Annotated in this window: 25 protein-coding genes; 15 read left to right on the top strand and 10 right to left on the bottom strand. The window is 73.0% G+C overall.

The window, feature by feature from the left end:
• The first annotated feature begins 13 nt into the window (after positions 1 to 13).
• On the top strand, positions 14 to 1,402 hold the full coding sequence (locus tag ACFYX3_RS28770; protein WP_382659677.1) for a cystathionine beta-synthase: 1,389 nt from the start codon (positions 14 to 16) through the stop codon (positions 1,400 to 1,402).
• A gap of 320 nt (positions 1,403 to 1,722) precedes the next feature.
• The gene (locus tag ACFYX3_RS28775; protein WP_352026072.1) at positions 1,723 to 2,556 is read left to right on the top strand and encodes a MurR/RpiR family transcriptional regulator; all 834 of its coding nucleotides are present in this window, start codon (positions 1,723 to 1,725) and stop codon (positions 2,554 to 2,556) included.
• 13 nt (positions 2,557 to 2,569) lie between these two features.
• Here ACFYX3_RS28775 and ACFYX3_RS28780 read toward each other — a convergent pair whose 3' ends face one another.
• The 6 genes from ACFYX3_RS28780 to ACFYX3_RS28805 form a co-directional block, all read right to left on the bottom strand.
• Entirely contained in the window at positions 2,570 to 2,941 is a 372-nt protein-coding gene (locus tag ACFYX3_RS28780; RefSeq protein ID WP_382659674.1) for a hypothetical protein, read from the bottom strand.
• Positions 2,942 to 2,979: 38 nt separating this feature from the next.
• Positions 2,980 to 3,414 (bottom strand): roadblock/LC7 domain-containing protein, encoded by a 435-nt coding sequence (locus ACFYX3_RS28785; RefSeq protein ID WP_389019165.1) that lies wholly within the window; start codon positions 3,412 to 3,414, stop codon positions 2,980 to 2,982.
• Complete coding sequence (locus ACFYX3_RS28790; RefSeq protein ID WP_389019168.1) at positions 3,414 to 4,175, bottom strand: transcriptional regulator; 762 nt, start codon at positions 4,173 to 4,175, stop codon at positions 3,414 to 3,416. Before ACFYX3_RS28790 ends, ACFYX3_RS28785 begins: the two co-directional genes overlap by 1 nt.
• Positions 4,172 to 4,573, bottom strand: coding sequence for a hypothetical protein (locus tag ACFYX3_RS28795; protein ID WP_389019171.1), 402 nt, complete (start codon positions 4,571 to 4,573; stop codon positions 4,172 to 4,174). The genes ACFYX3_RS28790 and ACFYX3_RS28795 overlap by 4 nt, the downstream gene beginning before the upstream one ends.
• A gap of 142 nt (positions 4,574 to 4,715) precedes the next feature.
• Positions 4,716 to 5,195 carry an SRPBCC family protein gene (locus ACFYX3_RS28800; protein WP_389019174.1) on the bottom strand — a complete coding sequence of 160 codons (480 nt, stop codon included), beginning with the start codon at positions 5,193 to 5,195 and terminating at the stop codon, positions 4,716 to 4,718.
• A 32-nt stretch (positions 5,196 to 5,227) separates the two neighbouring features.
• Complete coding sequence (locus tag ACFYX3_RS28805; protein WP_389019177.1) at positions 5,228 to 6,553, bottom strand: diaminopimelate decarboxylase; 1,326 nt, start codon at positions 6,551 to 6,553, stop codon at positions 5,228 to 5,230.
• Positions 6,554 to 6,648: 95 nt separating this feature from the next.
• On the opposite strand from ACFYX3_RS28805, the gene hutU reads away from it, so the two are divergent.
• The 5 genes from hutU to ACFYX3_RS28830 all read left to right on the top strand — a co-directional run bounded on the left by hutU (position 6,649) and on the right by ACFYX3_RS28830 (position 12,796).
• On the top strand, positions 6,649 to 8,313 hold the full coding sequence (gene hutU, locus ACFYX3_RS28810; RefSeq protein WP_389019181.1) for a urocanate hydratase: 1,665 nt from the start codon (positions 6,649 to 6,651) through the stop codon (positions 8,311 to 8,313).
• 86 nt (positions 8,314 to 8,399) lie between these two features.
• Positions 8,400 to 9,596, top strand: a complete 1,197-nt coding sequence (locus ACFYX3_RS28815; RefSeq protein WP_116165497.1) for an allantoate amidohydrolase — start codon at positions 8,400 to 8,402, stop codon at positions 9,594 to 9,596.
• Positions 9,587 to 10,927 carry a formimidoylglutamate deiminase gene (locus tag ACFYX3_RS28820; RefSeq protein WP_389019184.1) on the top strand — a complete coding sequence of 447 codons (1,341 nt, stop codon included), beginning with the start codon at positions 9,587 to 9,589 and terminating at the stop codon, positions 10,925 to 10,927. Before ACFYX3_RS28815 ends, ACFYX3_RS28820 begins: the two co-directional genes overlap by 10 nt.
• Before the next feature lie 58 nt (positions 10,928 to 10,985).
• A complete protein-coding gene (hutI, locus tag ACFYX3_RS28825) occupies positions 10,986 to 12,155 on the top strand; it encodes an imidazolonepropionase (protein ID WP_389019187.1) in 1,170 nt (389 codons plus the stop codon).
• A gap of 47 nt (positions 12,156 to 12,202) precedes the next feature.
• Positions 12,203 to 12,796: an HD domain-containing protein gene (locus tag ACFYX3_RS28830; RefSeq protein ID WP_389019190.1), complete on the top strand. Its 594-nt coding sequence runs from the start codon at positions 12,203 to 12,205 to the stop codon at positions 12,794 to 12,796.
• A 6-nt stretch (positions 12,797 to 12,802) separates the two neighbouring features.
• Here ACFYX3_RS28830 and ACFYX3_RS28835 read toward each other — a convergent pair whose 3' ends face one another.
• The 3 genes from ACFYX3_RS28835 to ACFYX3_RS28845 all read right to left on the bottom strand — a co-directional run bounded on the left by ACFYX3_RS28835 (position 12,803) and on the right by ACFYX3_RS28845 (position 14,866).
• On the bottom strand, positions 12,803 to 13,159 hold the full coding sequence (locus ACFYX3_RS28835) for a hypothetical protein (RefSeq protein WP_389019192.1): 357 nt from the start codon (positions 13,157 to 13,159) through the stop codon (positions 12,803 to 12,805).
• Positions 13,160 to 13,242: 83 nt separating this feature from the next.
• Complete coding sequence (locus tag ACFYX3_RS28840; protein ID WP_389019195.1) at positions 13,243 to 13,884, bottom strand: phosphotransferase; 642 nt, start codon at positions 13,882 to 13,884, stop codon at positions 13,243 to 13,245.
• Positions 13,885 to 13,978: 94 nt separating this feature from the next.
• The gene (locus ACFYX3_RS28845) at positions 13,979 to 14,866 is read right to left on the bottom strand and encodes an RNA polymerase sigma factor SigF (protein ID WP_382659656.1); all 888 of its coding nucleotides are present in this window, start codon (positions 14,864 to 14,866) and stop codon (positions 13,979 to 13,981) included.
• A gap of 222 nt (positions 14,867 to 15,088) precedes the next feature.
• Here ACFYX3_RS28845 and ACFYX3_RS28850 point away from each other — a divergent pair, with 222 nt between their 5' ends.
• From ACFYX3_RS28850 to ACFYX3_RS28875, 6 genes are all read left to right on the top strand, one after another.
• Positions 15,089 to 15,457, top strand: a complete 369-nt coding sequence (locus ACFYX3_RS28850; protein WP_376594380.1) for an STAS domain-containing protein — start codon at positions 15,089 to 15,091, stop codon at positions 15,455 to 15,457.
• Between the two features lie 94 nt (positions 15,458 to 15,551).
• The gene (locus ACFYX3_RS28855) at positions 15,552 to 15,971 is read left to right on the top strand and encodes an ATP-binding protein (protein ID WP_116160640.1); all 420 of its coding nucleotides are present in this window, start codon (positions 15,552 to 15,554) and stop codon (positions 15,969 to 15,971) included.
• A 119-nt stretch (positions 15,972 to 16,090) separates the two neighbouring features.
• Complete coding sequence (locus ACFYX3_RS28860; RefSeq protein WP_389019250.1) at positions 16,091 to 16,777, top strand: peptidase; 687 nt, start codon at positions 16,091 to 16,093, stop codon at positions 16,775 to 16,777.
• Complete coding sequence (locus tag ACFYX3_RS28865; protein ID WP_389019201.1) at positions 16,777 to 17,619, top strand: hypothetical protein; 843 nt, start codon at positions 16,777 to 16,779, stop codon at positions 17,617 to 17,619. The genes ACFYX3_RS28860 and ACFYX3_RS28865 overlap by 1 nt, the downstream gene beginning before the upstream one ends.
• A complete protein-coding gene (locus tag ACFYX3_RS28870; protein ID WP_389019204.1) occupies positions 17,616 to 18,677 on the top strand; it encodes a hypothetical protein in 1,062 nt (353 codons plus the stop codon). The genes ACFYX3_RS28865 and ACFYX3_RS28870 overlap by 4 nt, the downstream gene beginning before the upstream one ends.
• 14 nt (positions 18,678 to 18,691) lie before the next feature.
• Positions 18,692 to 20,176, top strand: a complete 1,485-nt coding sequence (locus ACFYX3_RS28875) for a hypothetical protein (RefSeq protein ID WP_389019207.1) — start codon at positions 18,692 to 18,694, stop codon at positions 20,174 to 20,176.
• A gap of 64 nt (positions 20,177 to 20,240) precedes the next feature.
• Here ACFYX3_RS28875 and ACFYX3_RS28880 read toward each other — a convergent pair whose 3' ends face one another.
• A complete protein-coding gene (locus ACFYX3_RS28880) occupies positions 20,241 to 21,758 on the bottom strand; it encodes a peptide MFS transporter (RefSeq protein ID WP_389019210.1) in 1,518 nt (505 codons plus the stop codon).
• Positions 21,759 to 22,184: 426 nt separating this feature from the next.
• Here ACFYX3_RS28880 and ACFYX3_RS28885 point away from each other — a divergent pair, with 426 nt between their 5' ends.
• Positions 22,185 to 22,862, top strand: coding sequence for a response regulator transcription factor (locus tag ACFYX3_RS28885; protein ID WP_041129540.1), 678 nt, complete (start codon positions 22,185 to 22,187; stop codon positions 22,860 to 22,862).
• 300 nt (positions 22,863 to 23,162) lie between these two features.
• Entirely contained in the window at positions 23,163 to 24,434 is a 1,272-nt protein-coding gene (locus ACFYX3_RS28890; protein ID WP_376594917.1) for an ATP-binding protein, read from the top strand.
• Positions 24,435 to 24,440: the final 6 nt, after the last annotated feature.

A 24,440-nucleotide genomic window follows, 5' to 3' on the forward strand; every position in this document is an offset into this window, starting at 1 on the left:
CCCGGAGATTACGGTGCAATTCCACGACTCGATGATCAGCCTCGTCGGCAACACCCCGCTGGTGAAGCTCAACAACGTCACAGCGGGCATTCAGGCGACCGTTCTGGCCAAGGTCGAGTACTTCAACCCCGGCGGCTCGGTCAAGGACCGGATCGCCGTGCGCATGATCGAGGCGGCCGAGGCGAGCGGCGAGCTCAAGCCCGGCGGCACCATTGTCGAGCCCACGTCCGGCAACACCGGCGTCGGCCTGGCGATCGTGGCCCAGCAGAAGGGCTACAAGTGCATCTTCGTCTGCCCGGACAAGGTGTCGCTCGACAAGATCAACGTGCTGCGGGCCTACGGCGCCGAGGTCGTGGTCTGCCCCACGGCCGTCGACCCCGAGCACCCCGACTCGTACTACAACGTCTCGGACCGCCTCGTCCGCGAGACGCCGGGCGCCTGGAAGCCCGACCAGTACTCGAACCCGAACAACCCGCGCTCGCACTACGAGACGACCGGCCCCGAGCTCTGGGAGCAGACGGACGGGAAGATCACCCACTTCGTCGCGGGCGTCGGCACCGGCGGCACCATCTCCGGCACCGGCAACTACCTCAAGGAGGTCAGCGGCGGGAAGGTGAAGGTCATCGGCGCGGACCCGGAGGGCTCGGTCTACTCGGGCGGTTCCGGCCGTCCGTACCTGGTCGAGGGCGTCGGCGAGGACTTCTGGCCCACCGCCTACGACCGGAACGTCACCGACCGGATCGTCGCCGTGTCCGACAAGGACTCCTTCCAGATGACCCGCCGCCTCGCCAAGGAGGAGGGCCTCCTCGTCGGCGGCTCCTGCGGCATGGCGGTCGTCGCGGCCCTGGAGGTCGCCAAGGACCTCGGCCCCGACGACGTCGTCGTGGTGCTGCTGCCGGACTCCGGCCGCGGCTACATGTCGAAGATCTTCAGCGACGAGTGGATGGCCGGCCACGGCTTCCTCGAGGACACCACCACCGCCACCGTCGCCGACGTCCTGCGCCACAAGGAGGGCGGCATGCCCTCGCTCGTCCACATGCACCCGGACGAGACCGTCGGCCAGGCCATCGAGGTGCTCCGCGAGTACGGCGTCTCCCAGATGCCCATCGTGAAGCCCGGCGCCGGCCACCCCGACGTCATGGCCGCCGAGGTCGTCGGCTCGGTCGTCGAGCGCGAGCTCCTCGACCACCTCTTCACCAAGAAGGCCTCCCTGGAGGACCCGCTGGAGCAGCACATGAGCGCGCCGCTGCCGCAGGTCGGCTCGGGCGAGCCGGTCGCCGACCTGATGTCCGTCCTCGGCGAGTCCTCCGACGCGGCGATCGTCCTGGTCGAGGGCAAGCCGACCGGTGTCGTGAGCCGTCAGGACCTGCTGGCCTTCCTGGCCAACGGCGGCACGAAGTAGCCGGAGAGCAGTTCGCGCAAACGGTACGAGGGCGACACGTACCCGCAGCACCTGCTTAACACGCGTCCGGCACATTGGTGCCCGTCGACGTCACGGACTTCCGGAGCGGCTCCCGGGCTCCTGAGACGTCGCGGACGCGGAGACCGGCCCTGACCCGGGCCCGTGTCCCTCGCGGGGACCGCCGTCGTCCCGCCCCCCGGTGACGGGGGTGCGGCGGTCCCCGCGTCCATCTCACCCTCCGGCCGGCCCCTGCCGCGCGCGACTCCGTGTGCATATCCTTATGCAAGAGCTTCGCGTGTGAATAAGTGGAAGGGGGCGGCATGAGCGACAGCCCGGCCGGTCGGCTGCAGGCGCTGTTCGAGGGGCACCGGCTCACGCCGACGCAGCGGCGGATCGCGCACTGCATGGTGCGGCGCGCCGGCGACGTGCCGTTCCTGTCCAGCGTCGAGCTCGCCGAGCTCGCCGGGGTCAGCCAGCCGTCCGTCACCCGCTTCGCCGTCGCCCTCGGCTTCGACGGCTACCCGGCGCTCCGCAAGCACCTCCGGGAGAGCATGCCCGCGGCCGCCGAGGAGAACTCGGGCCTCAACGAGTACCAGCAGGCCGTCCTCGCCGAGATCGAGAACCTCCGGCACCTCGCCGGAGCCCTCGCCGACCCCGCACCCGTCGAGCGGGCGGGACGGCTCCTCGCCGGGTCCCGGCCGCTGCCCGTCCTCGGGCTGCGGGCCGCCTCCTCGCAGGCGAGGGGCTTCGCCTACTTCGCCGGCAAGGTGCACCCGGACGTCCGGCTCCTCGACGAGGGCGGCTCGATGCTCACGGACCGCATCGACGCCGCCGTACGGGCCGGGGCCACGGCCCTGCTCTGCTTCGCGCTGCCCCGGCACCCCCGGGAGGTCGTCGAGGCCCTGGAGTACGCGCGGAAGGCCGGGCTCACGGTCGTGACCGTCGCCGAGTCGGTGTTCGCGCCCGTCGCCGCCCACAGCGACCTGCTGATCCCGGCCGCCGTCGGCACCGGCCTCGCCTTCGACACCGCCTGCGCGCCGATGCTCCTCGGCCGGGTCCTCCTGGAGGCCATGGCCGACGAACTCCCCGACGCGCAGGCGCGCCTGGAGGAGTTCGACACGAGGGCGGCGTCCCGGGGCCTGTTCGTGGAGTGACCCCAAGGGCCGGTCAGACCTCCAGATCCGCCTCGATCTTCTTCAGCTGGTGGCGGGCCATCGCCAGGTTCGCGCGGCTCTTGTCGAGCGCCAGGTAGAGGAAGAGGCCGGCGTTGCCGCGCCCCTTGAGCAGCCGGAGCAGGTGGTACTGGCTGCCGAGGGTGATCAGGATGTCCTCGATCTCCTCGTTGAGCCCGAGGAGCTCCATCGCGCGGACCTTGGCCCGGACGACGTCCGTGTTGGCTGCCGCGGCCACGTTCAGGTCGAGCCCGTTGCCGCCGCCGATCGTGCCGAGCGCCATGCCGCTGGTGTAGTCGACGAGGGCCGCGCCGATCGCGCCTTCGATGGTGGCCGCTTCCTTGAGGGAGGTCTCGGTGTTCGCCATGGTGTCGTACTTCCTTCTCGGGTGTTCGGGACTCTGTGTCAGTTCAGGTCTTTGCGTTCCAGCGCGCCGTCGACCAGCTCCCCTATCCGGGCGCTGGACCTGCGGGCCTCCAGATGGAGCCGCCCCACGTTGATCCGGGGCTCGGCGAGCAGCGTCAGGACGGCCGAACCGCCCGCCGCGTACGTCGCCACGTAGCCCGTCTCGCCGCGGACGAGCAGCTCGCGGAAGCGGCCCTGCCCGGTGCTGTCGGTCAGCCGCTGACCGACGCCGAGCGCCGCCGCGGTCAGCGCGGCCACGGTCTCCGCCTCGCCGTCCACGGTGTCGTGGGCGAGCACGAGTCCGTCGGCGCTGGCCGCCAGCGCTCCGGTGAGCTGGGGCAGCCGCGCCCGCAGCCGTCTGAGCTCGCCGAGGACCTCGGCTTCTGCCGTCACGAGCTGTCTCCTCTCGGCGCGCATACGCAGCGCACGCCTCATCACAGGGCCTCCAGGGCGTCACGGAGCCGGCGCAGCAGGGCGATGTCGGGATCGACCACCGGCAGGGCCGCTAACGGCGTCGACGGCGGCGGTACGGGGACGGGGTCGAGCGGAGTCTCGACGAGCCCGGCGGCGGCGAGCCGCCGTACGTCGAGCAGCGTGTGGAAGGCGGGCCGGCCGAGCAGCCGGGCCAGCTCCGCCGGGGTCCGCTCCCCGTCGGCGGCGGCGAGCAGCGAGCGCTGCCGCGCCCCCACGGTCTGGCCGGGGGAGGGCGGGCGCGGTACGACCGGGGCGGTGTCGACGGAGGCGTACGGCCAGACGGCGTCGAGGAGTTCGCGGCGGCGGACGGTCTCGCGCTCGACGGCCTCGGCGGAGACCGGCCGCACCGTCCCGAACCAGTGCCCCACCCCGTACCGGAACCGGGTCGGCCCGCTGGTGGGGGAGAGGGCGAAGAAGGCCGCGTCGAAGACGGCGCCGAGGTGGCATATCTCCAGCTCGCCGCCGTGCAGGCGGCCGCTGTCGACGAGGAAGCGGCCGACCGAGCGGTGCGCCCCGGCCCGGTCGACGGCCTCGTCCCAGCCCTCGCGGGGCAGCCGGCCGCCGGTGGTGAGGAGGACGTCGACGCCGGGGGCGGCGGGGGACTCGGCGTGCACGACCCGGCCGTCGACGAGGTAGAGCGTGCCGTGGTCGCGCAGGAGGGCACCGGTGGCCTTCTCGGCGGCGAGCCGGACGAGCATCGGGGAGACGGCCGTCCTGCTCATCCGAGGACCAGTCTCTCGGCGAGGTCGCGGAGCCGGATCCGGGCGAGGGCGAGGTTGCCGGAGTCGCGGTCGAGCCAGAGGTGGAGGAAGACGCTGCTGTCGAAGGAGGTCTCGACGAAGCGGAGGACGTGGTAGCCGGCGCGGGTGGTGACGATCAGGTCCTCGACGGGCGGGCCGGGCTGATCCCCTCCCGCAGGCCCTCCTTCCGTCGTGAAGGAGTCGAACTCCGCTGCGGAGCGGGCGAGTTCGGCGGTCTCGGCGGCCGTCGTCTCGTGGTCCCCGACCGGTGAGTCGCCCGCCGTGCCGAGGGCGAGGCCACTGGTCCAGTCGACCAGGGAGGCCCCCAGGGCCCCGGGCAGGGCCATGGCCTCCAGCAGGCACTCGTCGATTCCGGGCACGCGGATTCCCCTCCCGATGCGTCGTGCGAACGTGCGGCAGTGACGGTGACGCTACTGAACGTTCCGGCCTCGGGGAGGCGTTCTGGCATTTTCCATCGGAACATGCCGCTGTCTGACGTGAATTGATCCGATGAGGTTCGGATCAGCCGCGCGACTCCACCGTGCGCGCGATGTCGGACAGGTCCTTCGCGAGCGCCTTCGCGACCGCCTTCGCCCCGAAGCGGGCGAGCAGCCGGGCGAGGAGTCCCGGGGTGCGGCCGTCGGCGGGCCGCGCGGAGAAGGACATCCGGAGGGTGGTGGCGCCCGCGCCGTCGGGCGTGAGGGTGAGCTCGGAGGCGTAGTGCATGCCGTGCGAGTCGGCGACCGTGACGTACCGGTCGGGCGGCTCGCACTCGGTCACGGTCATCTCCTCCGTGGCCTCCTTGCCCAGCATCCGCCGGGTCTCGCGCCAGCGCGTGCCCACGTCGAAGCCGCCCTCGGTGAGCACTTCCACCCGGTCGACGCCGGAGAGGACCCTGGGCATGTCCTTCAGGTCGGTGATGGCCTCCCAGACCCGCCCGGGGGAGGCGGCGACCCGGCGCTCGACCACGACGGAGGTGGTGTCCGTACCCGTTCCAGTCATGGCCCCATCGAAGCCGGGTCACCGCCGAAGCGCTACCGGACCAGCGCGTCCGCCCGTTCCCCGCCCGCCTCGGCGACGATCTCGTCGAGGGTCTGGGCCCGGCGGACGGTCGTGAACGTGACCGCGCCGTCGCCGTCGACGGCGAAGCCGTGGATCCCGGGCCGGGGCAGGCTGTTGTACGCGTAGTGGTGGGCGAAGCAGTACGCGCCGGTGTCCGGGACCGCGACGACGTCACCCGGGTGCAGCAGCGGCAGCGCGCGGCCGGCGGCGAGCAGGTCCCCGGCGAAGCAGGCGGGGCCGGCGACGTCCTGGACGGTGACGTCCCCGGTGCCGGGGCGGCCCTGGGAGTCGTACGCGAGGACGCGCAGCGGCCAGGACTCGGGGGCGTAGACCGTCCGGGTGGCCAGCTGCACGCCCGCGTGGGTGACGGCGATCGGGCGGCCGCCGGAGGTCTTCGTGTACTCCACGCGGGCGAGGACCGTGCCGTGCTTGGCGAGCAGGGAGCGCCCGAACTCGGTGACGAGCCGGTAGCGGCCGTCGAAGAGTCCGGGGACGGTGTCGGCGAGCAGCCGCGCGTACTCGGCGTAGGTCGGCGTCTCCTCGTCGGAGGTGAAGTTCACGGGCAGGCCGCCGCCGATGTCGAGGGTGTCGATCTGCTGCCGCCCTGCCGCCCGGTTGATCTCCTCGGCCAGCGCGTACGCCTCGCCGACGCCCTGGGCCATGAGGGCCAGCGGGATGCCCTGGGAGCCGGTGTGGGTGTGCAGCCGGGTCAGCCACGGCCGCTCCAGGTAGGCCTGGACGACGGTCTTGCGGGCGCCCTCGTCGCGGAGCGCCACGCCGAACTTGGAGGTGGCGGTCGCGGTCGAGAGTGCGCCGATGGAACCGGCTCCGACCTGCGGGTTCACCCGGAGGCCGAGTGGTGAGGCGGTGGGCGCGGAGGCGACGAGGGCGTCGATCCTGCCGAGCTCCTGGAGGTTGTCGGCGTTGACGGCGATCCCGAGCGCGAGGGCCTGGCGGAGCTCGGCCGGGGTCTTGGCGGGGGAGTCGAGCACGGTCCGCGCGGGCGGGACGCCGGCCGCGCGGGCGAGGGCGAGCTCGCCGGGGCTCGCGACCTCGACGCCGAGCCCGGCCTCGTGGAGCAGGCGGAGGACGGGGACGAGCGGGGCGGCCTTCACGGCGAAGGCGTGCAGGACGGGTGCGTCGGTGACGGCGGCGAAGGCACTGGTCAGGGCGGTGGCGGAGGCGCGGATGCCGGCGGTGTCGAGGAGGGCGACGACCGGTGCGGCGGGGGAGAGGAGTCCTTGATCGACGGAGGCTCGGACGGCGAGATCGCGACGTGAGGAGGCCATGCGGCCCATCCTCGTCCATCGACCGTCCGGGGCGCCCTGTTGACTACAACTATTCAGCGAGCCAAGATGTGAATATCTGAACGACATTCCGAGGAGGCACCCCCATGTCAGGACCCCGCCCCGTGCGAGCCGCCCGCGGTACGGAACTGAGCGCCCTGGGATGGCAGCAGGAAGCCGCCCTCCGGATGCTCCAGAACAACCTCGACCCCGAGGTCGCCGAGCACCCCGACAAGCTCGTCGTCTACGGCGGCACCGGCAAGGCCGCCCGCGACTGGCGCTCCTTCGACGCCATGGTCCGCACCCTGCGCACCCTCAAGCAGGACGAGACGATGCTCGTCCAGTCCGGCCGCCCCGTCGGCGTCATGCAGACCCACGAGTGGGCCCCCCGCGTCCTCCTCGCCAACTCCAACCTCGTCGGCGACTGGGCCAACTGGGAGGAGTTCCGCCGCCTGGAGCACCTCGGCCTCACCATGTACGGCCAGATGACCGCCGGCTCCTGGATCTACATCGGCACCCAGGGCATCCTCCAGGGCACCTACGAGACCTTCGCCGCCGTCGCCGCGAAGAAGTTCAACGGCACCCTCGCCGGGACGATCACCCTCACCGCCGGCCTCGGCGGCATGGGCGGCGCCCAGCCCCTCGCCGTCACGATGAACGACGGCGTCGCCATCTGCATCGACGTCGACCCGCGCGCCATCGAGCGCCGCATCGAGCACCGCTACCTGGACGTCAAGGCCGACAACCTCGCCCACGCGCTCCAGCTCGCCGTCGAGGCCCGCGACGCCCGCCGCCCGCTCTCCATCGGCCTCCTCGGCAACGCCGCCGAGCTGCTCCCGCAGATGCTCGCCGAGGGCGCCCCGATCGACATCGTGACCGACCAGACCTCGGCCCACGACCCGCTGTCGTACCTCCCGATCGGCGTCGCCTTCGAGGACATGGCCGACGCGGCCGCCAAGGACCCGGCCGGCTTCACCCAGCGCTCCCGCGAGTCGATGGCCAAGCACGTCGAGGCCATGGTCGGCTTCATGGACGCCGGCGCCGAGGTCTTCGACTACGGCAACTCGATCCGCGGCGAGGCCCAGCTCGCCGGCTACGACCGCGCGTTCGCCTTCCCCGGCTTCGTCCCGGCGTACATCCGCCCGCTGTTCTGCGAGGGCAAGGGCCCGTTCCGCTGGGCCGCCCTCTCCGGCGAGGCCTCGGACATCGCCAAGACGGACAAGGCGATCCTCGACCTCTTCCCGGAGAACGAGTCCCTCCACCGCTGGATCAAGATGGCCGGCGAGCGCGTCCACTTCCAGGGCCTCCCCGCCCGCATCTGCTGGCTCGGCCAGGGCGAGCGCGACAAGGCGGGCTCCATGTTCAACGACATGGTCGCCGACGGCACCCTCGCGGCCCCGCTCGCGATCGGCCGCGACCACCTCGACTGCGGCTCCGTCGCCTCCCCGTACCGCGAGACCGAGGCCATGCTCGACGGCTCCGACGCCATCGCCGACTGGCCGCTGCTCAACGCCATGGTCAACGTCGCCTCCGGCGCCTCCTGGGTCTCCATCCACCACGGCGGCGGCGTCGGCATGGGCCGCTCCATCCACGCCGGCCAGGTCTCGGTCGCCGACGGCACCAAGCTCGCCGGCGAGAAGATCCAGCGCGTCCTGACGAACGACCCGGGCATGGGCGTCATCCGTCACGTCGACGCCGGCTACGACATCGCCGAGCGCGTCGCCGACGAGAAGGGCGTCCGCGTCCCGATGCGCGAGGGTGACTCCGCGTGACCTCGCCCCACGACGCCGCCGAGGCGCCCCGCGGCTCCGCCCGGGCCGCCTCGGCGGGGCGGGGGGACTCCCCCTCGTTCCACGCCATGTGGACCAGCCTCCACGGAATCGGCCGCAACGCGGCCTCCGGCGGCTACCGCCGCTACGCCTGGACCCAGGCCGACGCCGACTGCCGCCTCTGGTTCCGCATGCAGGCCGAGGCCCGCCGTCTCGACGTCGAGACCGACCGCAACGGCAACCAGTGGGCCTGGCTCGGCGACCCCACGGCCGGCGACGCCGTCGTCACCGGCTCCCACCTGGACTCCGTCCCCGACGGCGGCGCCTTCGACGGCCCCCTCGGCGTCGTGTCCTCCTTCGCCGCCCTCGACGAACTCCGCGCCCGCGGCGTCTCGTTCAAGCGGCCCCTCGCCATCGTCAACTTCGGCGACGAGGAAGGAGCCCGCTTCGGCCTCGCCTGCGTCGGCTCCCGCCTCACCGCGGGACGGCTGACGAAGGAGCAGGCGTACGAGCTCCGCGACGCCGACGGCATCAGCCTCCCGCAGGCCATGGAGGCCGCCGGGCACGACCCGTCGACGATCGGCGCGGACCCCGAGCGGCTCGCCCGCATCGGCGCCTTCGTCGAGCTCCACGTCGAGCAGGGCCGGGCCCTCGACCTGTCCGGGGACCCCGTCGGCATCGCCTCCTCCATCTGGCCGCACGGCCGCTGGCGGTACGACTTCGCCGGCGAGGCCAACCACGCGGGCACCACCCGCCTGGTCGACCGCCGCGACCCGATGCTGACGTACGCCGAGACCGTCCTCGCCGCCCGCCGCGAGGCCGAACTCGCGGGTGCCGTCGCCACCTTCGGCAAGATCGCGGTCGAGCCGAACGGCGTCAACGCCATCCCGTCGATGGTCCGCGGCTGGCTCGACGCCCGCGCCGCCGACCAGAGCTCCCTCGACAAGGTCGTCGCGGGCGTCGAGGCGGAGGCCCGCGCCTACGCCGAGCGCCACGGCATCGACCTCACCGTCGTCCGGGAGTCCTTCACCCCGATCGTGGACTTCTCGCACGCCCTGCGCGACGAGCTCTCCAGGATCCTCGGCACCACCGGCAAGGTGCCGGTCCTCGGCACCGGAGCGGGACACGACGCGGGCATCCTGTCCGAAGCGATCCCGACCGCCATGCTGTTCGTACGGAACCCCACCGGCGTCTCGCACTCCCCGGCCGAGTTCGCCGCCGAGGACGACTGCGTCGCCGGAGTCCTCGCACTCGCCGACGTACTGGAGGAGCTGGCGTGCCGCTGACGACGTACTGGCTGGAACACGCCTGGCTCGACGTGAACGTCGAGCCGGGCGTGGCCCTGGAGGTCACCGAGGACGGCCGCATCGGAGCCGTACGCACGGGGGTGGAGGTCCCGCCCCCGGGCGCCGTCGTCCTCCGCGGCCTCACGATCCCCGGCCTGGCCAACGCCCACAGCCATGCGTTCCACCGCGCCCTGCGCGGCACGGTCCAGGTCGGCTCCGGCACCTTCTGGACCTGGCGCGAGGTCATGTACACCGTCGCCCAGCGCCTCACCCCCGACAGTTACTTCGCGCTCGCCCGCGCGGTGTACGCGGAGATGGCGCTCGCCGGCATCACCTCCGTCGGCGAGTTCCACTACCTGCACCACGCGCCCGGCGGCAGCCCGTACGCCGACCCCAACGCGATGGGCGAGGCGCTCATCGCGGCGGCGGGGGAGGCGGGCATCCGCATCACCCTCCTCGACACCGCGTACCTCTCCTCCGGCTTCGGCGCCGCCCCCGAGCAGCACCAGCTCCGCTTCACGGACGGCACGGCCGAGAAGTGGGCGGAGCGGGTGAGCGCGCTGAAGGAGCGCGAAGGCGCACGCATCGGAGCGGCGATCCACTCCGTACGAGCGGTCCCGGCCGACCAGCTGGCGACCGTGGCCCGGTGGGCGGCCGACCGCAGCGCACCCCTCCACGTCCACCTCTCGGAGCAGACGGCCGAGAACGACGCCTGCCTCGCGGCCCACGGCATGACGCCGACCCAGCTCCTCGCGGAACACGGCGTCCTGGGCGCGCGGACGACGGGCGTCCACAACACCCACCTGACGGACGAGGACATCACGCTCCTCGGCACGTCGACCACCGGCACCTGCATGTGCCCGACGACCGAACGCGACCTCGCCGACGGCATCGGCCCGGCCGTCGCCCTCCAGCGCGCCGGCTCGCCGCTCTCCCTCGGCAGCGACAGCCACGCCGTCATCGACCTCCTCGAAGAGGCGCGGGCGATGGAGCTGAACGAGCGCCTGCGCACCCGGACCCGCGGCCACTGGACGGCGGCCGCGCTGCTCCGCGCGGCGACGACGGACGGCCACGCGGCCCTCGGATGGCGGGACGCGGGCGTCCTGGAGACCGGCGCCCTGGCCGACTTCACCACGATCACCCTGGACACGGTCCGCACGGCCGGCCCGGTCCCGCGCCTCGCGGCGGAGACGGCGGTCTTCGCGGCGACGGCGGCGGACGTCCACCACGTGGTGGTGGGCGGCCGGACGATCGTCCGAGACGGCGCCCACGTCTCCGTACCGGACGTGGGCGAGGCGCTGGCGACCGCGATCGCCGCGCTCAGGAACTAGGCGGGCCGACCGGCCCACCGGCCCGCACCCGAACCATCCGCCCCCCACGGAGAGCAAGATGACGACGACGCTCATCACGAACATCGGCAGCCTGGTCACGAACGACCCGACCCTCGGCCAAGGCCCCCTCGGCCTGATCGAGGACGCGGCCCTCGTCCTGGAGGGCGAGACGGTCGTCTGGGCGGGCCCGGCAGCCCAGGCCCCGGCCGCGGACGAGGCCGTCGACGCCCACGGCCGCGCCGTCATCCCCGGCTTCGTCGACTCCCACTCGCACCTCGTCTTCGCGGGCGACCGCACGGCCGAGTTCAACGCGCGGATGTCGGGCCAGCCGTACAAGGCGGGCGGCATCCGCACGACCGTCGCGGCGACGCGCGCGGCGAGCGACGCCGAGCTCTCGGCGAACGTGGCCAAGTACATGTGGGAGGCCCTCCGCCAGGGCACCACGACCTTCGAGACGAAGTCCGGCTACGGCCTGACCGTCGAGGACGAGGCCCGCGCCCTGCGCATCGCGGCCGAGCACACCGACGAGGTGACGTACCTCGGCGCGCACATCGTGTCCCCGGACTACGCCGACGACCCGGCCGCGTACGTGAAGCTGGTGACCGGCGAGATGCTGGACGCCTGCGCGCCGTACGCCCGCTGGGTGGACGTGTTCTGCGAGAAGGGCGCGTTCGACGGCGACCAGGCCCGCGCGATCCTCAAGGCCGGCCAGGCGAAGGGCCTCCAGGCCCGCGTCCACGCCAACCAGCTGACGTACGGCCCCGGCGTGCAGCTCGCGGTCGAGCTGGACGCGGCGAGCGCCGACCACTGCACCCACCTGACGGACGCCGACATCGACGCCCTCGCCCAGGGCGACACGGTCGCGACGCTGCTGCCGGGTGCGGAGTTCTCGACCCGCGCCGAATGGCCGGACGCCCGCCGCCTGATCGACGTCGGCGTGACGGTCGCCCTCTCCACGGACTGCAACCCGGGCTCGTCCTTCACGTCCTCGATGCCGTTCTGCATCGCGCTCGCGGTACGGGACATGCTGATGACCCCGGACGAGGCGATCTGGTCCGCCACCGCGGGCGGCGCGGCGGCCCTGCGCCGCACCGACGTCGGCAGGCTGAGCGTCGGCGCCCGCGCGGACCTCGTCGTCCTCGACGCCCCGTCCCACGTCCACCTGGCCTACCGCCCGGGCGTGCCCCTGGTGGCGGAGGTCTGGCGGAAGGGCGTGCGGACGGTCTGATCACCGGAAGCCCGCCGCCCGGGCGGGAACGCCCGTAGCCTGACCCGATGCCGCTGCGAGACGACGCACTGTCCCGAGCACTGGACGATCCCGCGGACCCGCCGCTCCACCCGCTCCCGCGGGCGGCGGCGGACCTCCTCCGCACCCTCGACGCGCCACCGCGCCTGGCCGCCCACCTGCGCGCGGTGCACGACGTCGCCCGGCAGCTGGTCGGCTGGGTGGAGGAGCGCTGTCCGGACCTGGCCGTCGACCGTGGGGCCGTCCTGTTCGGGGCGGCGACCCACGACATCGGCAAGGTGGTGCACCCCGAGGAGCTCTCCGGCCCCGGCTCCCTGCACGAGGAGGCGGGCAGGGAACTCCTCGCGGCGCACGGCTTCGCCCCGGAATCGGCCCGCTTCGCGGCCACCCACGCGACGTGGACGGACCCCGGGGTGACCGTGGAGGACCTCCTGGTCAGCACGGCCGACAAGATCTGGAAGAACAAGCGGGTGCCCGCCCTCGAAGACCTCGTCGTGGCCCGGCTGGCCGAGGCGACCGGCAGAGCTCGCTGGGAGGAGTTCCTCGCCCTCGACGAACTGCTCGAACGCCTCGGCGCCGACGCGGACCGCCGCCTCGCCCACCAGGCGACGTTCCCGGCCTGAGCGCTGTCAGCGGAACTCGTGGACGACCTCGATCCCGCCCACGATGTGCGCGTTGAACTCGTCCAACTCCTCAGCCGGTACCCACAGTTCGAGGATCGTGCGGCCGCCCGCCTGCTGGACCGGGTAGCGGCGGAGGAACTCCGTGTCGACCTCGAAGCGGGTCACGAAGCCGGCACCGTCGTGCTTCACGTTCCAGTCGCGCGCGATCCTCACCGCGTACTCCTCGTTGAGGACCGGGTAGAAGATCGGCTGCTCGGGCAGCCGCGGCGGCCACGCGCGCCAACCGGACTCCCGTACGAGCTCCAGCTCGACCGGGCCGGTGGGACGCCACAGGGTCGTCGTCGGGCGGGTGCCGGTGCTCATGGCGGTTCGCTTTCCTGGGTGAGGTCGGGGGCCCGACGGTAGCGGCGGGCCCGGGTGGGGGCCACCGGATATGCGCCTCCGGCTCAGGCCCTCCCCGCCGCCAGGGACTCCACCAGGGCCGCCGCCGCGCCCAGTGCCGCGACCTCCGCCGCCGTCAGGTTCGGGTCCGCCGCGCGGCGGGTGCGGGCCGTGGGGAGGTGGGGGAGGGGCGGGGCGCCCACGTGCGCGAGGAGGGCTGCCAGGCCCGCGCGGGCGCCCTCGGCGTACGGGGCCGGGGAGACGGCCACCTCCGCGAGGATCAGCGCCGACAGGGCGCAGTCGAGGCCCGGCGGGACGCCCTCCTCCGCCGTCTGCCAGTCGATGACGACGGGGCCCCGGTCCGCCGTGAGGATCACGTTCCCGGGGTGCAGGTCCAGGTGGACCACGCCCTCGCCCGGCAGCGCGTGCAGCCGGGCCGGGAGGTCCGCGACCAGCTCGCCCGCCGGTTCCGGCTCGTACGCCCCTGCCGGCAGCGCGTCCAGGAGCGACGGCCCGGCCGGGCGCTCCATGACGAGGTCCGGTCCCTCCGCGTGGAGGACGGCCGGCACCGGGTGGCCCCGGTCCGCGAGCCGGGTCATCACCCGCGCCTCCCGGGTCGCGTCCCCGCCGTCCCGGTACCGCCGCAGCACCCGCGCCTCGTCGAGCGCGTGCACGTCCGCCGTTCTGCCCTGCCCTATGAGCTCCAACCGGGCCTCTTCTTCCGCTCCTTGGGCGTGCGGAAGGGCCCGTCCGGGGTCGTCGGACCGTGAACGGGCCCTGTCCGCAGCCGTCTTGGCGAGGTCACTCCTCCAGTGTCAGCCCCCGCCGCAGCCGCCCGAGCGTGCGGGCGAGCAGCCGGGACACGTGCATCTGCGAGATGCCGAGCTCCGCGCCGATCTCCGACTGGGTGAGGCCGGAGACGAAGCGCAGGGAGAGGATCTGTCGCTCGCGCGCGGGCAGCGAGGCGATCATCGGTTTGAGGGAGGCGATGTACTCGATGCCGGTCAGACCGTGGTCCTCGTAGCCGAGCCGGTCGGCGAGCGCGGCCTCGCCGCCGGCGCCGTCCTCCTCGTCGGGCTGCGCGTCGAGCGAGGTCGCGGTGTAGGCGTTGCTCGCGGCCATGCCCTCGACGACCTCCTCCGGCGGGATGCGGAGCTCCTCGGCGAGTTCGGCGACGGTCGGGGCGCGGTCGAGGCGCTGGGAGAGCGCGTCGCCGGCCCTGGCGAGGTCGAGCCGGAGCTCCTGGAGTCTGCGGGGCACGTGCACGGACCACGACGTGTCGCGGAAGAAGCGCTTGATCTCGCCGATGATCGTCGGCATCGCGAAGGTCGGGAACTCGACGCCGCGGGTCAGTTCGAAGCGGTCGATCGCCTTGATGAGGCCGATGGTGCCGACCTGGACGATGTCCTCCATGGGTTCGCTGCGCGTGCCGAACCGGGCGGCGGCGAACCGGACCAGGGCCAGGTTGAGTTCGACCAGGGTGTTGCGGACGTACGCGTGGTCGTGGGTGCCCTCCTCCAGCTCGGAGAGCCGGGCGAAGAGCTGCTTCGACAGGGCACGGGCGTCGACCGGTCCGATCCGGTCGAGCGGTATGTCGTGCAGCCGGTCGGGCAGTTCGACGAGAGGGGGATGGGGGAGCGCTGCCGACGGCGCGTCGGGGGTACGCGGGGCGTCGAGCCGGGGTGACATGGGTCTCCTTCTGGTGCTTCTCGCTGCGGTTTGCGGCGCCTCCAAAGCCGGCCGGGTCGGACGTTCCCTTCTAGCCCTACCCGTTCGACCCGGACAGTTGCAAGTGGCAATAATCCGTTTCGTATCGATATGGGAAGTACCTCGTGTGCATCGGAGGGTGTGCCGCGAGTAGGGTTCGGGACACGTCAGTCGGCATCCGCGAGAGCGAGAAGAGGCACGGCCATGGACCGCGAACACATCGGCAGCGCGCCGCCCGCGCGGCTGCGGGTCGAGGTCCGCGACGTGGCCGGGAGCACGCTCCTCACGCCCGTCGGTGAGCTCGATCACCACACCGCCGACCTGCTGCGCACCCCGCTGGACGGCGCCCTCGACGGGGGCCGCGCGCGGCTCGTCGTCGACTGCTCGGGCCTGGAGTTCTGCGACTCGACCGGACTCAACGTGCTGCTGGGCGCCCGGCTGAGGGCGGACGCCGCCGGCGGCGGCGTCCATCTGGTGGCGATGCGGCCCCCGGTGGCCCGGGTGTTCCACATCACGGGCGCGGAGGCCGTCTTCACCGTCCACGAGACGCTCGCCACAGCACTCCCCGGCTGAGACCCGCGTCATACGCCTCCTCGCGGTGCCGCCGGCGCGGCCCGCCCGCACGTCCTGTCCCCTCTGTCCCGCCGATCGGTGAGGTGAAGCGTTGATGGACCAAGCTTCCGACGTCCGTACGCTCGCCCTCGGCGAGACCAGCGGCACCGTGCCCCTCGCGCGCGACTTCACACGGACGGCGCTCCACGAGTGGGGCTGGCTGCCGGCCGCCACCGCCGACCGCAGGGCCGCCGCGGAGGACGTCCTGCTCGTCGTCTCCGAGCTCGTCACCAACGCCTGCCTGCATGCCGAGGGCCCCGAGCGACTGCGTGTCCTGCGGACGCCCCGGACGCTGCGCCTCGAAGTCACCGACCGCGGCGCCGGCCAGCCCGCCCCCCGCACCCCGCACCGCTCCGGCCGCCCGGGCGGCCACGGCATGTTCATCGTCCAGCGCCTCTGCCTCGACTGGGGCATCGACCGCACCCCGGGAGCCCCCGGCAAGACGGTCTGGGCCGAACTGGCCGCACCCGCCTAGGACTTTCACAAGTTCACCGGTTCCCCTGCCTTCCCTCCTCAGGGCCCCGGGCGTACCTTGGCGGCCGATCTGAAAGACCGTCAGTTTCGTTGCGGTGAGGGGTGCTCGGGGTGTCCAAGGTGCCGAACCGGAGGAGAACGGCCGCCGCGCTCACCGCGGCGGCCGCGGTGGCGGGCGGGGTCGTGCTGGCCGGCGCGCCGGTCGCGCAGGCGACCGTCGTCGACGTCAACTACGCCTGCGAGACGAAGATCGGGCCCAAGAGCGCCGTCTCGCCCGTCGACATCAAGGCCGTCAAGAGCGGCAGCGGCTACACGATCACCATGTCGTTCGAGAAGGGCGTCTCCGACAGCCCGGTCGAGCTCCCCAAGGGTGTGATGACCCCGCGCGCGGTGCTCGTCCTCGGCGGCGACGCGAGCGGCACGGTGAAGGTCACCGGGACGCCGAACTCGGCCGCGATCCCGCCCGACACCCCCATCAGCATCGGTACGCTGACCGGCACGTTCACCCCGAAGAAGAACGGCAAGGTCACCTTCACGGCGGGCACCCTCACCGTGCACGCCCTCGGGATGGACGCGGCCGTCTGCACCCCGAAGAACAACCCCAAGCCGTCACTGGAGCTCGAGGTCACGGGCGTCTCCGGCGGCGGCTCGGGGGGCTCCGACGCCCCGCCGCCCGCCACCGACGGCGACCAGCTGCCCAAGACCGGCCCGCTCGACTCCGCCATGGCGCTCGGCACCCTCGGCGGCACCGTCCTGCTGACCGGCGCCGCCGGAGTCCTCTGGCTCACGCGGCGCACGGCGCGCTGATGCGGACGGCGCCACGCCTCGGACGGCGCACGGCCGCCCGCTCCGGGCTCGTGGCCGCCGCGACCGCCCTCCTCGGCGCGGTCGCGGCGGCGCCCCCCGGCGCCCGGGACTGGACGGCGGCGCCCGCCGCCGGACGGCCGTACGCCTACCTGGAGGGCCCGGCGGGCAGCGTCCTCCAGGACACCCTGTCGGTCACCAACCCCGGCACCGCGCCGCTCACCGTGCGCCTGACCGGCCAGGGCGGCGCCCCGGTGTCGTTCGTCGCGCGGACCGTGCGCGTGCCCGCCAGGACCCGCGCCGACGTGCCCTTCGCCGTCACCGTCACCGCCGACACCCCACCCGGCGAACACCGCGGCACCGTCCGCGCCACGGCCGCCGGCCGGGAGGTCCGGGTCGACCTGCGGCTACGGGTCAGCGGACCGCACCTCGCCGCGCTCACCGTCGAGGACGTCCACGTCGACGCGGGCACCGTCCGCTACACCCTGGTCAACCGCGGCACCACGGTCCTCGCCCCGAGCCTCGCGGTCCGCGCCGAGGGCCTCCTCGGCACCGTCCTCGACCGGCCCGGCCGCGCCCTGCCGCTCACCCTCCGCCCCGGCGAGCGGGCCACCCGGACCGAACCCTGGCCCGACCCGCCCGCCCTCGACTCCGTCACCGTCCGGCTGACGGCCACCGCACCGGGCGCCGCCCCCGCCACCGCCCGCGCCGAGGCCGCCTTCGCCTCGGGCCCCGCTCTCACCGGCACGGCCGGGCTGCTCCTGGCAGCGGTGGGCGGCGCCGGGTACGCGGCACGGCGGCGGCGCGCCAGGGCCCGTACCCAGCGAGCGGGAGCGACACCATGAGGACGATCCGTACGGCCGCCGCCCTCCTCGCCGCCCTCGCCCTCCTCCTGCTGCCCACCGCCCCCGCGGCGGTCGCGGCCCCGGGCCCCGTCGTCGAGCTCTCGACGACGGAGGGCGGCAAGGGCGGCGAGATCACCGTCAGCGGCAGCGGCTGGAAACCCGGCGCGCTGCTCATGCTCCTGATCTGCGGCCAGGGCGCCCCCGGAAAGGGCGTCATCGGCGGCACCAACTCCTGCGCCAACACCGAGGGCCGGGCGGCCACCGTCGACAAGCGGGGCGCCTTCAGCACGAAGCTCCCCGTCGCCGAGCCTCCCAAGCCCTGCCCCTGCGTCGTGCACATCGCCGGGGTCACCGGGCAACAGGACGCCGTCGACAAGGAGTTCACGGTCGCCGGGCACCCCACGGCCCCGCTCCCCGAGCCCTCCGGCGACGGCCGCCTCGCCGTCCTCGCCGCCGTCCGCCTCGACGGCTCCAGCGGCGTCCTCGTCTGGTTCGGGGCGCCCCCGCGCCGCGAGGTCGTCTTCACCGTCGGCAACCTCGGCCCGGCCCCCGTCAAGGATCCGGTCTTCCAGGTCGGCACCAGCCACGGCGTCTTCGCCCCGCAGTACGAGGAACGCCAGTGGCGCGGCACGATCGAACCCGGCAAGAAGGCCCTGATCCGCCTCCCGGCCGAACTCTCGGCCGGCGCGCACGGCGACTACCAGGTCTCCGTGAAGTACGCGGGCAAGGTCCTCGTCGAGCAGCCGTGGGGCGTCGGCCGCCCCTGGGGCGTGACCCTCTTCTGGGCGCTCCTCGCCCTCGTGGTGCCGGCCGCTCTGTTCCGGATCGGCATGGCCGTGGTCGACCGCGCGCGGCCCGCTTCCGGGGCCGGCCGGGCCCGGGCCGGCGGGACCCGGACGCCGGCGCGCGGACGCCGCCGCGCCCCGGCCCGTACACCCGCTTCCGCCCCCGCTCCGGGGGACGGCGAGACGACCGCGGCCCTGCCGTGGTTCAGCCCTGACTCCGCACCGTCAGCGCCAGAGAGCAGCAGCCCGACGACGACGAAGGGACAAGCGTGAGTACGCAACGGAGGATGAGCGCGGCCGGGGTCGCGCTGATGCTCGGCGGCGCGGGGATCCTGTATGCCGCCGGCCCCGCCCAGGCCGCCGAGGTGTCGTACGCGACGGAGTGCATTCCGCCGCCGATCTCGGGCCTCCCGCCCGTGCAGGGCACCACGAAGGTGCTGATCACCGCACCCGCGGAGGCCAAGGTCGGCGACGAGGTCGAGATCGTCTGGAAGACGGTCCAGGCCGCGTCGAAGAACCCCGACGTGCTCGACCTCGACAAGGACACGGTGAAGCCGACCGGCGTCCTCACCGTCGGCGGCGCGGGCAGCGGGACCGTCGCGATGGAGGGACCCCGGCAGAACCCGCCGATCCCCAAGAACAGCCCGATGGTGCTGCCCGACATGAAGGGGAAGCTGAAGCTGGACAAGGCGGGCGAGTTCACGCTGACGCCTGGCAAGTACACGATCAACGTGTCCAAGCCCCTGTCGACGGACACCAAGTGCTCCCCGAAGGAGACGGTGCCGGCCGGCGCGACGATCAAGGTGACGGAGGGGGGAGGGGGCAGCGCGTCCGGGGGGTCGACGACCACGTCCGGTGGTTCTTCGACGACGTCCGGTGGTTCGACGACCACTTCCGGTGGCGCTTCGACCTCGGGTGATTCCTCGGCCTCGGGCGGGACCACCACGTCCGGGGGGACGACGACCACGTCGGGCGGTACGACGACGGCCGGCGGGACCACCGCGTCCGGAGGGTCCTCGGCCTCGGGCGACACGAGTGCCTCCGGCGGCACCACCACCTCCGGCGGCACCACCACCTCCGGCGGCTCCGGGAGCTCCGGCGGTTCCGGTGGGCAGACCGACTTCCCCGGCAAGGAGGTCTCCGTCGCGTTCGCCTGTCAGAGCCCCGGTCCGCCCGACATCTCCTCCAAGGTGACGATCAACGCCAAGAAGAACGGCGAGGTCTACGACCTGACGGTCAAGACGGCCAAGGGCGTCATGGACAGCCCCGCCGATCTGCCCAAGGGTGCCCTGAAGCCGTCCATGGCGGTGAAGCTCGGCGGGGCCGACAACGGCACGGTGAAGGTCACCGGCGCGGCGAATCCCACCCCCCTCACCAGGGGCGCCCCGGTCAGCCTGGAGGACATGAAGGGCACGTACCGGCCGGGCGCGACGGGCAAGTCGACGCTCAGCCCCGGCACGCTCACCATCACGGTCACCCTCGGCACCGTGAACATGGAGATCCCCTGCCAGGTCAAGGGCTCCGTCCAGGCCTCCCTGGAGCTGGACACGAGCAAGCAGGCCGGCGGCGCCTCCGGCGGCTCCGACGGCGGCACGACCACGGGCACGACCACCGGCTCCGGCGGCTCCGACGCCTCCGGCGGCGGGAACCTCGCCCACACCGGCGCCGACGACGACGGCGCCCTGCGCGCCCTGGCCCTCGTCGCGGGCACGATCATCCTGGTCGGCGGCGCGGTCTTCACCTTCACCCCGTGGGCGCGGCTCAGGCGGTGACGAACGACGGAGGGCCCGTCGCACCGGTGCGGTGCGACGGGCCCTCCGTGCGGGGCGGGTGACGTCAGTGGACGTCGCCCATGAGCGCCTTGACCTTCTTGCGGTACATGAAGACCGCGGCGGCGGCGACCGTGACGGCCACGGCCTGCAGCGCGATGATCCCGGTGCCGTTCAGGTCCACGCCCGCGAGGGAGAGCAGACCCGTGGTGCAGTCACCGGCGGTGACGGCGAGGAACCAGACACCCAGCATCTGCGAGGCGTACTTCTGCGGCGCCATCTTCGTGGTGACGGAGAGGCCGACCGGGGAGAGGCACAGCTCGGCGACGGTCTGGATGAAGTAGATCCCGACCAGCCACATCGGGCTGACCTTGCCGTCTCCGGCCATGCCGATCGGGGCCAGGAAGACGAAGAACGAGATGCCGATGCCCACCAGGCCCAGCGAGAACTTCACGATGGTGCTCGGCTCCTGGTTGCGGCGGGAGAGCCACAGCCACAGCCAGGCGAAGACCGGGGCCAGCGCCATGACGAAGAGCGGGTTGAGCGACTGGAACCAGGTGGCCGGGAAGCTCAGCGGACCGATGTGGTCGGTGGTCTTGCTGTCCGCGAAGAGGGACAGGGTCGAGCCGCCCTGGTCGTAGATCATCCAGAAGACGGCCGCGGCCACGAAGAACCAGATGTAGCCGGTGACCTTCGACTGCTCGGCCTTGTCGAGGTCCTTGTCGCGCTTGATGCGGACGATCACGGCGATCGGGATGAGCAGACCGGCGAGGGTGATCGGGACGAGCGCCCAGTTCAGGGTGTACATGCCGGCGGCGACGACGATGCCGTAGAAGACGGCGACGACGGCGATCGTGGCGCAGACCTTGACGAGGACGGACTTGCGCTCGGCGTCGGACAGCGGGTTCGGGACCACGCTGCTCTTCTCGCTCAGGTGGCGGGTGCCGAACAGGAACTGGCCCAGACCGACGGCCATGCCGATGGCCGCGAGCAGGAAGCCCAGGTGCCAGTTGTGGCTCTCGCCGACGGTGCCGATGACCAGCGGGGCGAGGAAGGCGCCGACGTTGATGCCGATGTAGAAGAGGGTGAAGCCACCGTCACGGCGCGGGTCGTCCGGGCCGTCGTAGAGGTGGCCGACCATCGTGGAGATGTTGGCCTTCAGCAGACCGGAGCCGGCGGCGACCAGCGCCAGGCCGACGAAGAACATCGCCTGGCCGGGGATGGCCAGCGAGGCGTGACCGAGCATGATCACGAAGCCGGCGATGGTGACGGTCTTGCGGGCGCCCCAGACGCGGTCACCGAACCAGCCGCCGGGCATGGCCATCAGGTAGACCATCGAGACGTAGACGGAGTAGATCGCCGTCGCGGTCGCCGCGGTCATGGCGAGGCCGCCACCCTGGCTGCCGGTCGCCGCGTCGGCGCCGCCGGAGACCAGGTACAGAACGAGAAGGGCCCTCATGCCGTAGTAGGAGAAACGCTCCCACATCTCGGTCATGAAGAGGGTGGCCAGGCCACGGGGGTGGCCGAAGAACGTCTTCTCGGAACCAGAGGTTCCGGTCGAAGTCGTCGTCAGGCTGGACGCCATGTCGATCCTTGCTCTGTCGGGACGCACGCCTTGTGAGCGTGGTGCGCCCGGTGGGGGAGGCCGGCACCGGCGGGGTCGAGTGACTCCACCGGGATCCACGCCCCGGCAGACGCGTTGTCGCGTCCCGGGACCCGGCCCACAGGTCATTCACCGTCTCCAGGTTCGGCGGAGCCGGACCTAAGCAGAAAGAGGACCTTGGCGTGTGAAGTCGGCCAAAGGTCCCCGATTACCGCTACTGACGTATCGCCACCATACGACACGACAGTGCCGGATATGGAAGGACTTGAGAGATGGATCACAGGCGACGAAGGAACCGTACGCGATCATTCGAAGGTCATCTGCTGGATGCCCACAAGATCCCCAGGGGTCATCCGGGCCCTGCGGATCCCGCCCCGGCCCGGGCGCCGTGCGGACTACCATCACCCCATGACCCGTGTACTGCTCGCCGAGGACGACGCATCCATCTCGGAACCGCTGGCCCGCGCCCTGCGGAGAGAGGGGTACGAGGTCGAGGTCCGCGAGGACGGCCCGACCGCCCTCGACGCCGGCCTCCAGGGCGGGGTCGACCTGGTCGTGCTCGACCTGGGCCTGCCCGGCATGGACGGCCTGGAGGTCGCCCGCCGGCTGCGCGCCGAGGGCCACACGGTGCCGATCCTGGTCCTGACCGCGCGTGCGGACGAGGTCGACACCGTCGTCGGGCTCGACGCCGGCGCCGACGACTACGTCACCAAGCCCTTCCGGCTCGCCGAGCTCCTCGCCCGGGTCCGGGCCCTGCTCCGGCGCGGTTCCACCGAGCCCGCCGCCGCGCCCGCGACCCACGGCGTCCGCATCGACGTCGAGTCGCACCGCGCCTGGATGGGCGACGAGGAGCTCCAGCTCACCGCGAAGGAGTTCGACCTGCTGCGTGTCCTGGTACGGGACGCGGGCCGGGTCGTCACCCGCGACCAGCTGATGCGCGAGGTCTGGGACACCACGTGGTGGTCCTCCACGAAGACCCTCGACATGCACATCTCCTGGCTGCGCAAGAAGCTCGGCGACGACGCGGCGAACCCGCGCTACATCGCGACGGTCCGGGGAGTCGGGTTCCGCTTCGAGAAGAGCTAGGCGCCGGGGCCCGGCCGGCCCGGCGCGGTATCGCCGCAGGGGTGCGCTTCGTGTCGCGGCCGTCCGCCGTCGTGGGCCGGTCGCGCAGTTCCCCGCGCTCCTTCAGGTCCTTGCCGCACCGGTCGTCGTCAAGGGCGCCCTCCGGGGGCGCTCCCCGCGCTCAGGGCTGCCGCACCGGCCGTCTTCGGGGCGCCCCCCTCCGGAGGAGCCCCCCCGCGCTCAGGGCTGCCGCACCGGCCGTCGTCATGGCGCCCTCAGGAGGAGCCCCGTGCCCCGTCAGGGCCTTGGCACACTGGGTCCATGCGCCGCCGCCTGATCAACTCCACGCTCGCCGTCGTCCTCGTCGTCATCGCCGTCTTCGGCGGCTCGCTCGTCCTCGTGGAGAGCCGCACGATCTCCAACAGCGCCCAGGAGAGCGTGGACTCGGAGGCCCTCCGGCTCGTCTCCATCGTCGACAGCCGGCTCATCGGCGGCGAGCCGGTCAACCCCGGCATCCTCGCCCAGCAGGGCGGCGCCAAGCGGTACGCCCAGATCCGCATCCCCGGCCGCGACACCATCGAGATCGGCGACCGCCCCGAGGGCCAGGTCATCCGGGGCCTCGCCGAGGGCGAGCGGGGCGAGACCGTGGTCGTCGAGGAGTCCCGCTCCGAGGTGACCGCCGAGGTCGGCCGCACCCTGCTGATCATCGGCGCCGTGGCCCTGCTCGCGGTCGTCGCCGCCGTCCTCCTCGCCGTACGGCAGGCGAACAGGCTGACGTCGCCGCTCACCGACCTCGCGGAGACCGCCGAGCGGCTCGGCTCCGGCGACCCGCGGCCCCGGCACAAGCGGTACGGGGTGCCCGAGCTCGACCGGGTCGCGGACGTCCTCGACGCCTCCGCCGAGCGCATCGCCCGGATGCTCACCGCCGAGCGCCGGCTCGCCGCCGACGCCTCCCACCAGCTCCGTACGCCCCTCACCGCGCTCTCCATGCGCCTGGAGGAGGTCGCCATGTCCGACGACCTCGACACGGTCCGGGAGGAGGCGACGATCGCGCTCACCCAGGTCGAGCGGCTCACCGACGTCGTCGAGCGGCTCCTCACCAACGCGCGGGACCCCCGCACCGGCTCCGCCGTCGCCTTCGACCTCGACGAGGTCGTCAAGCAGCAGATCGAGGAGTGGCGCCCGGCCTACCGCAGCGCGGGGCGGGCCATCGTGCACTCCGGCAAGCAGGGGATGCGGGCCGTCGGCACCCCGGGCGCGGTCGCCCAGGTCCTCGCCGCCCTGATCGAGAACTCGCTCATGCACGGCGGCGGCACGGTCGCCCTGCGCACCCGCGTCACCGGCAACCAGTCGGTCATCGAGGTCACCGACGAGGGCCCGGGCGTCCCCGCCGACCTCGGCGCGCGGATCTTCGAGCGGGCGGTGAGCGGGCGCAGCTCGACGGGGATCGGCCTCGCGGTGGCCCGGGACCTGGCGGAGGCGGACGGCGGCCGTCTGGAGCTGCTCCAGCAGCAGCCCCCGGTCTTCGCGCTGTTCCTGAGCCGCGAGGTCAGGAGCGTCGCCAAGGAGCCGCAGGAGCGCCCCGTACGGTAAAAGCCG

The organism is Streptomyces sp. NPDC002463, from assembly GCF_042889835.1.
Classification (GTDB): Bacteria; Actinomycetota; Actinomycetes; order Streptomycetales; family Streptomycetaceae; genus Streptomyces; species Streptomyces nymphaeiformis.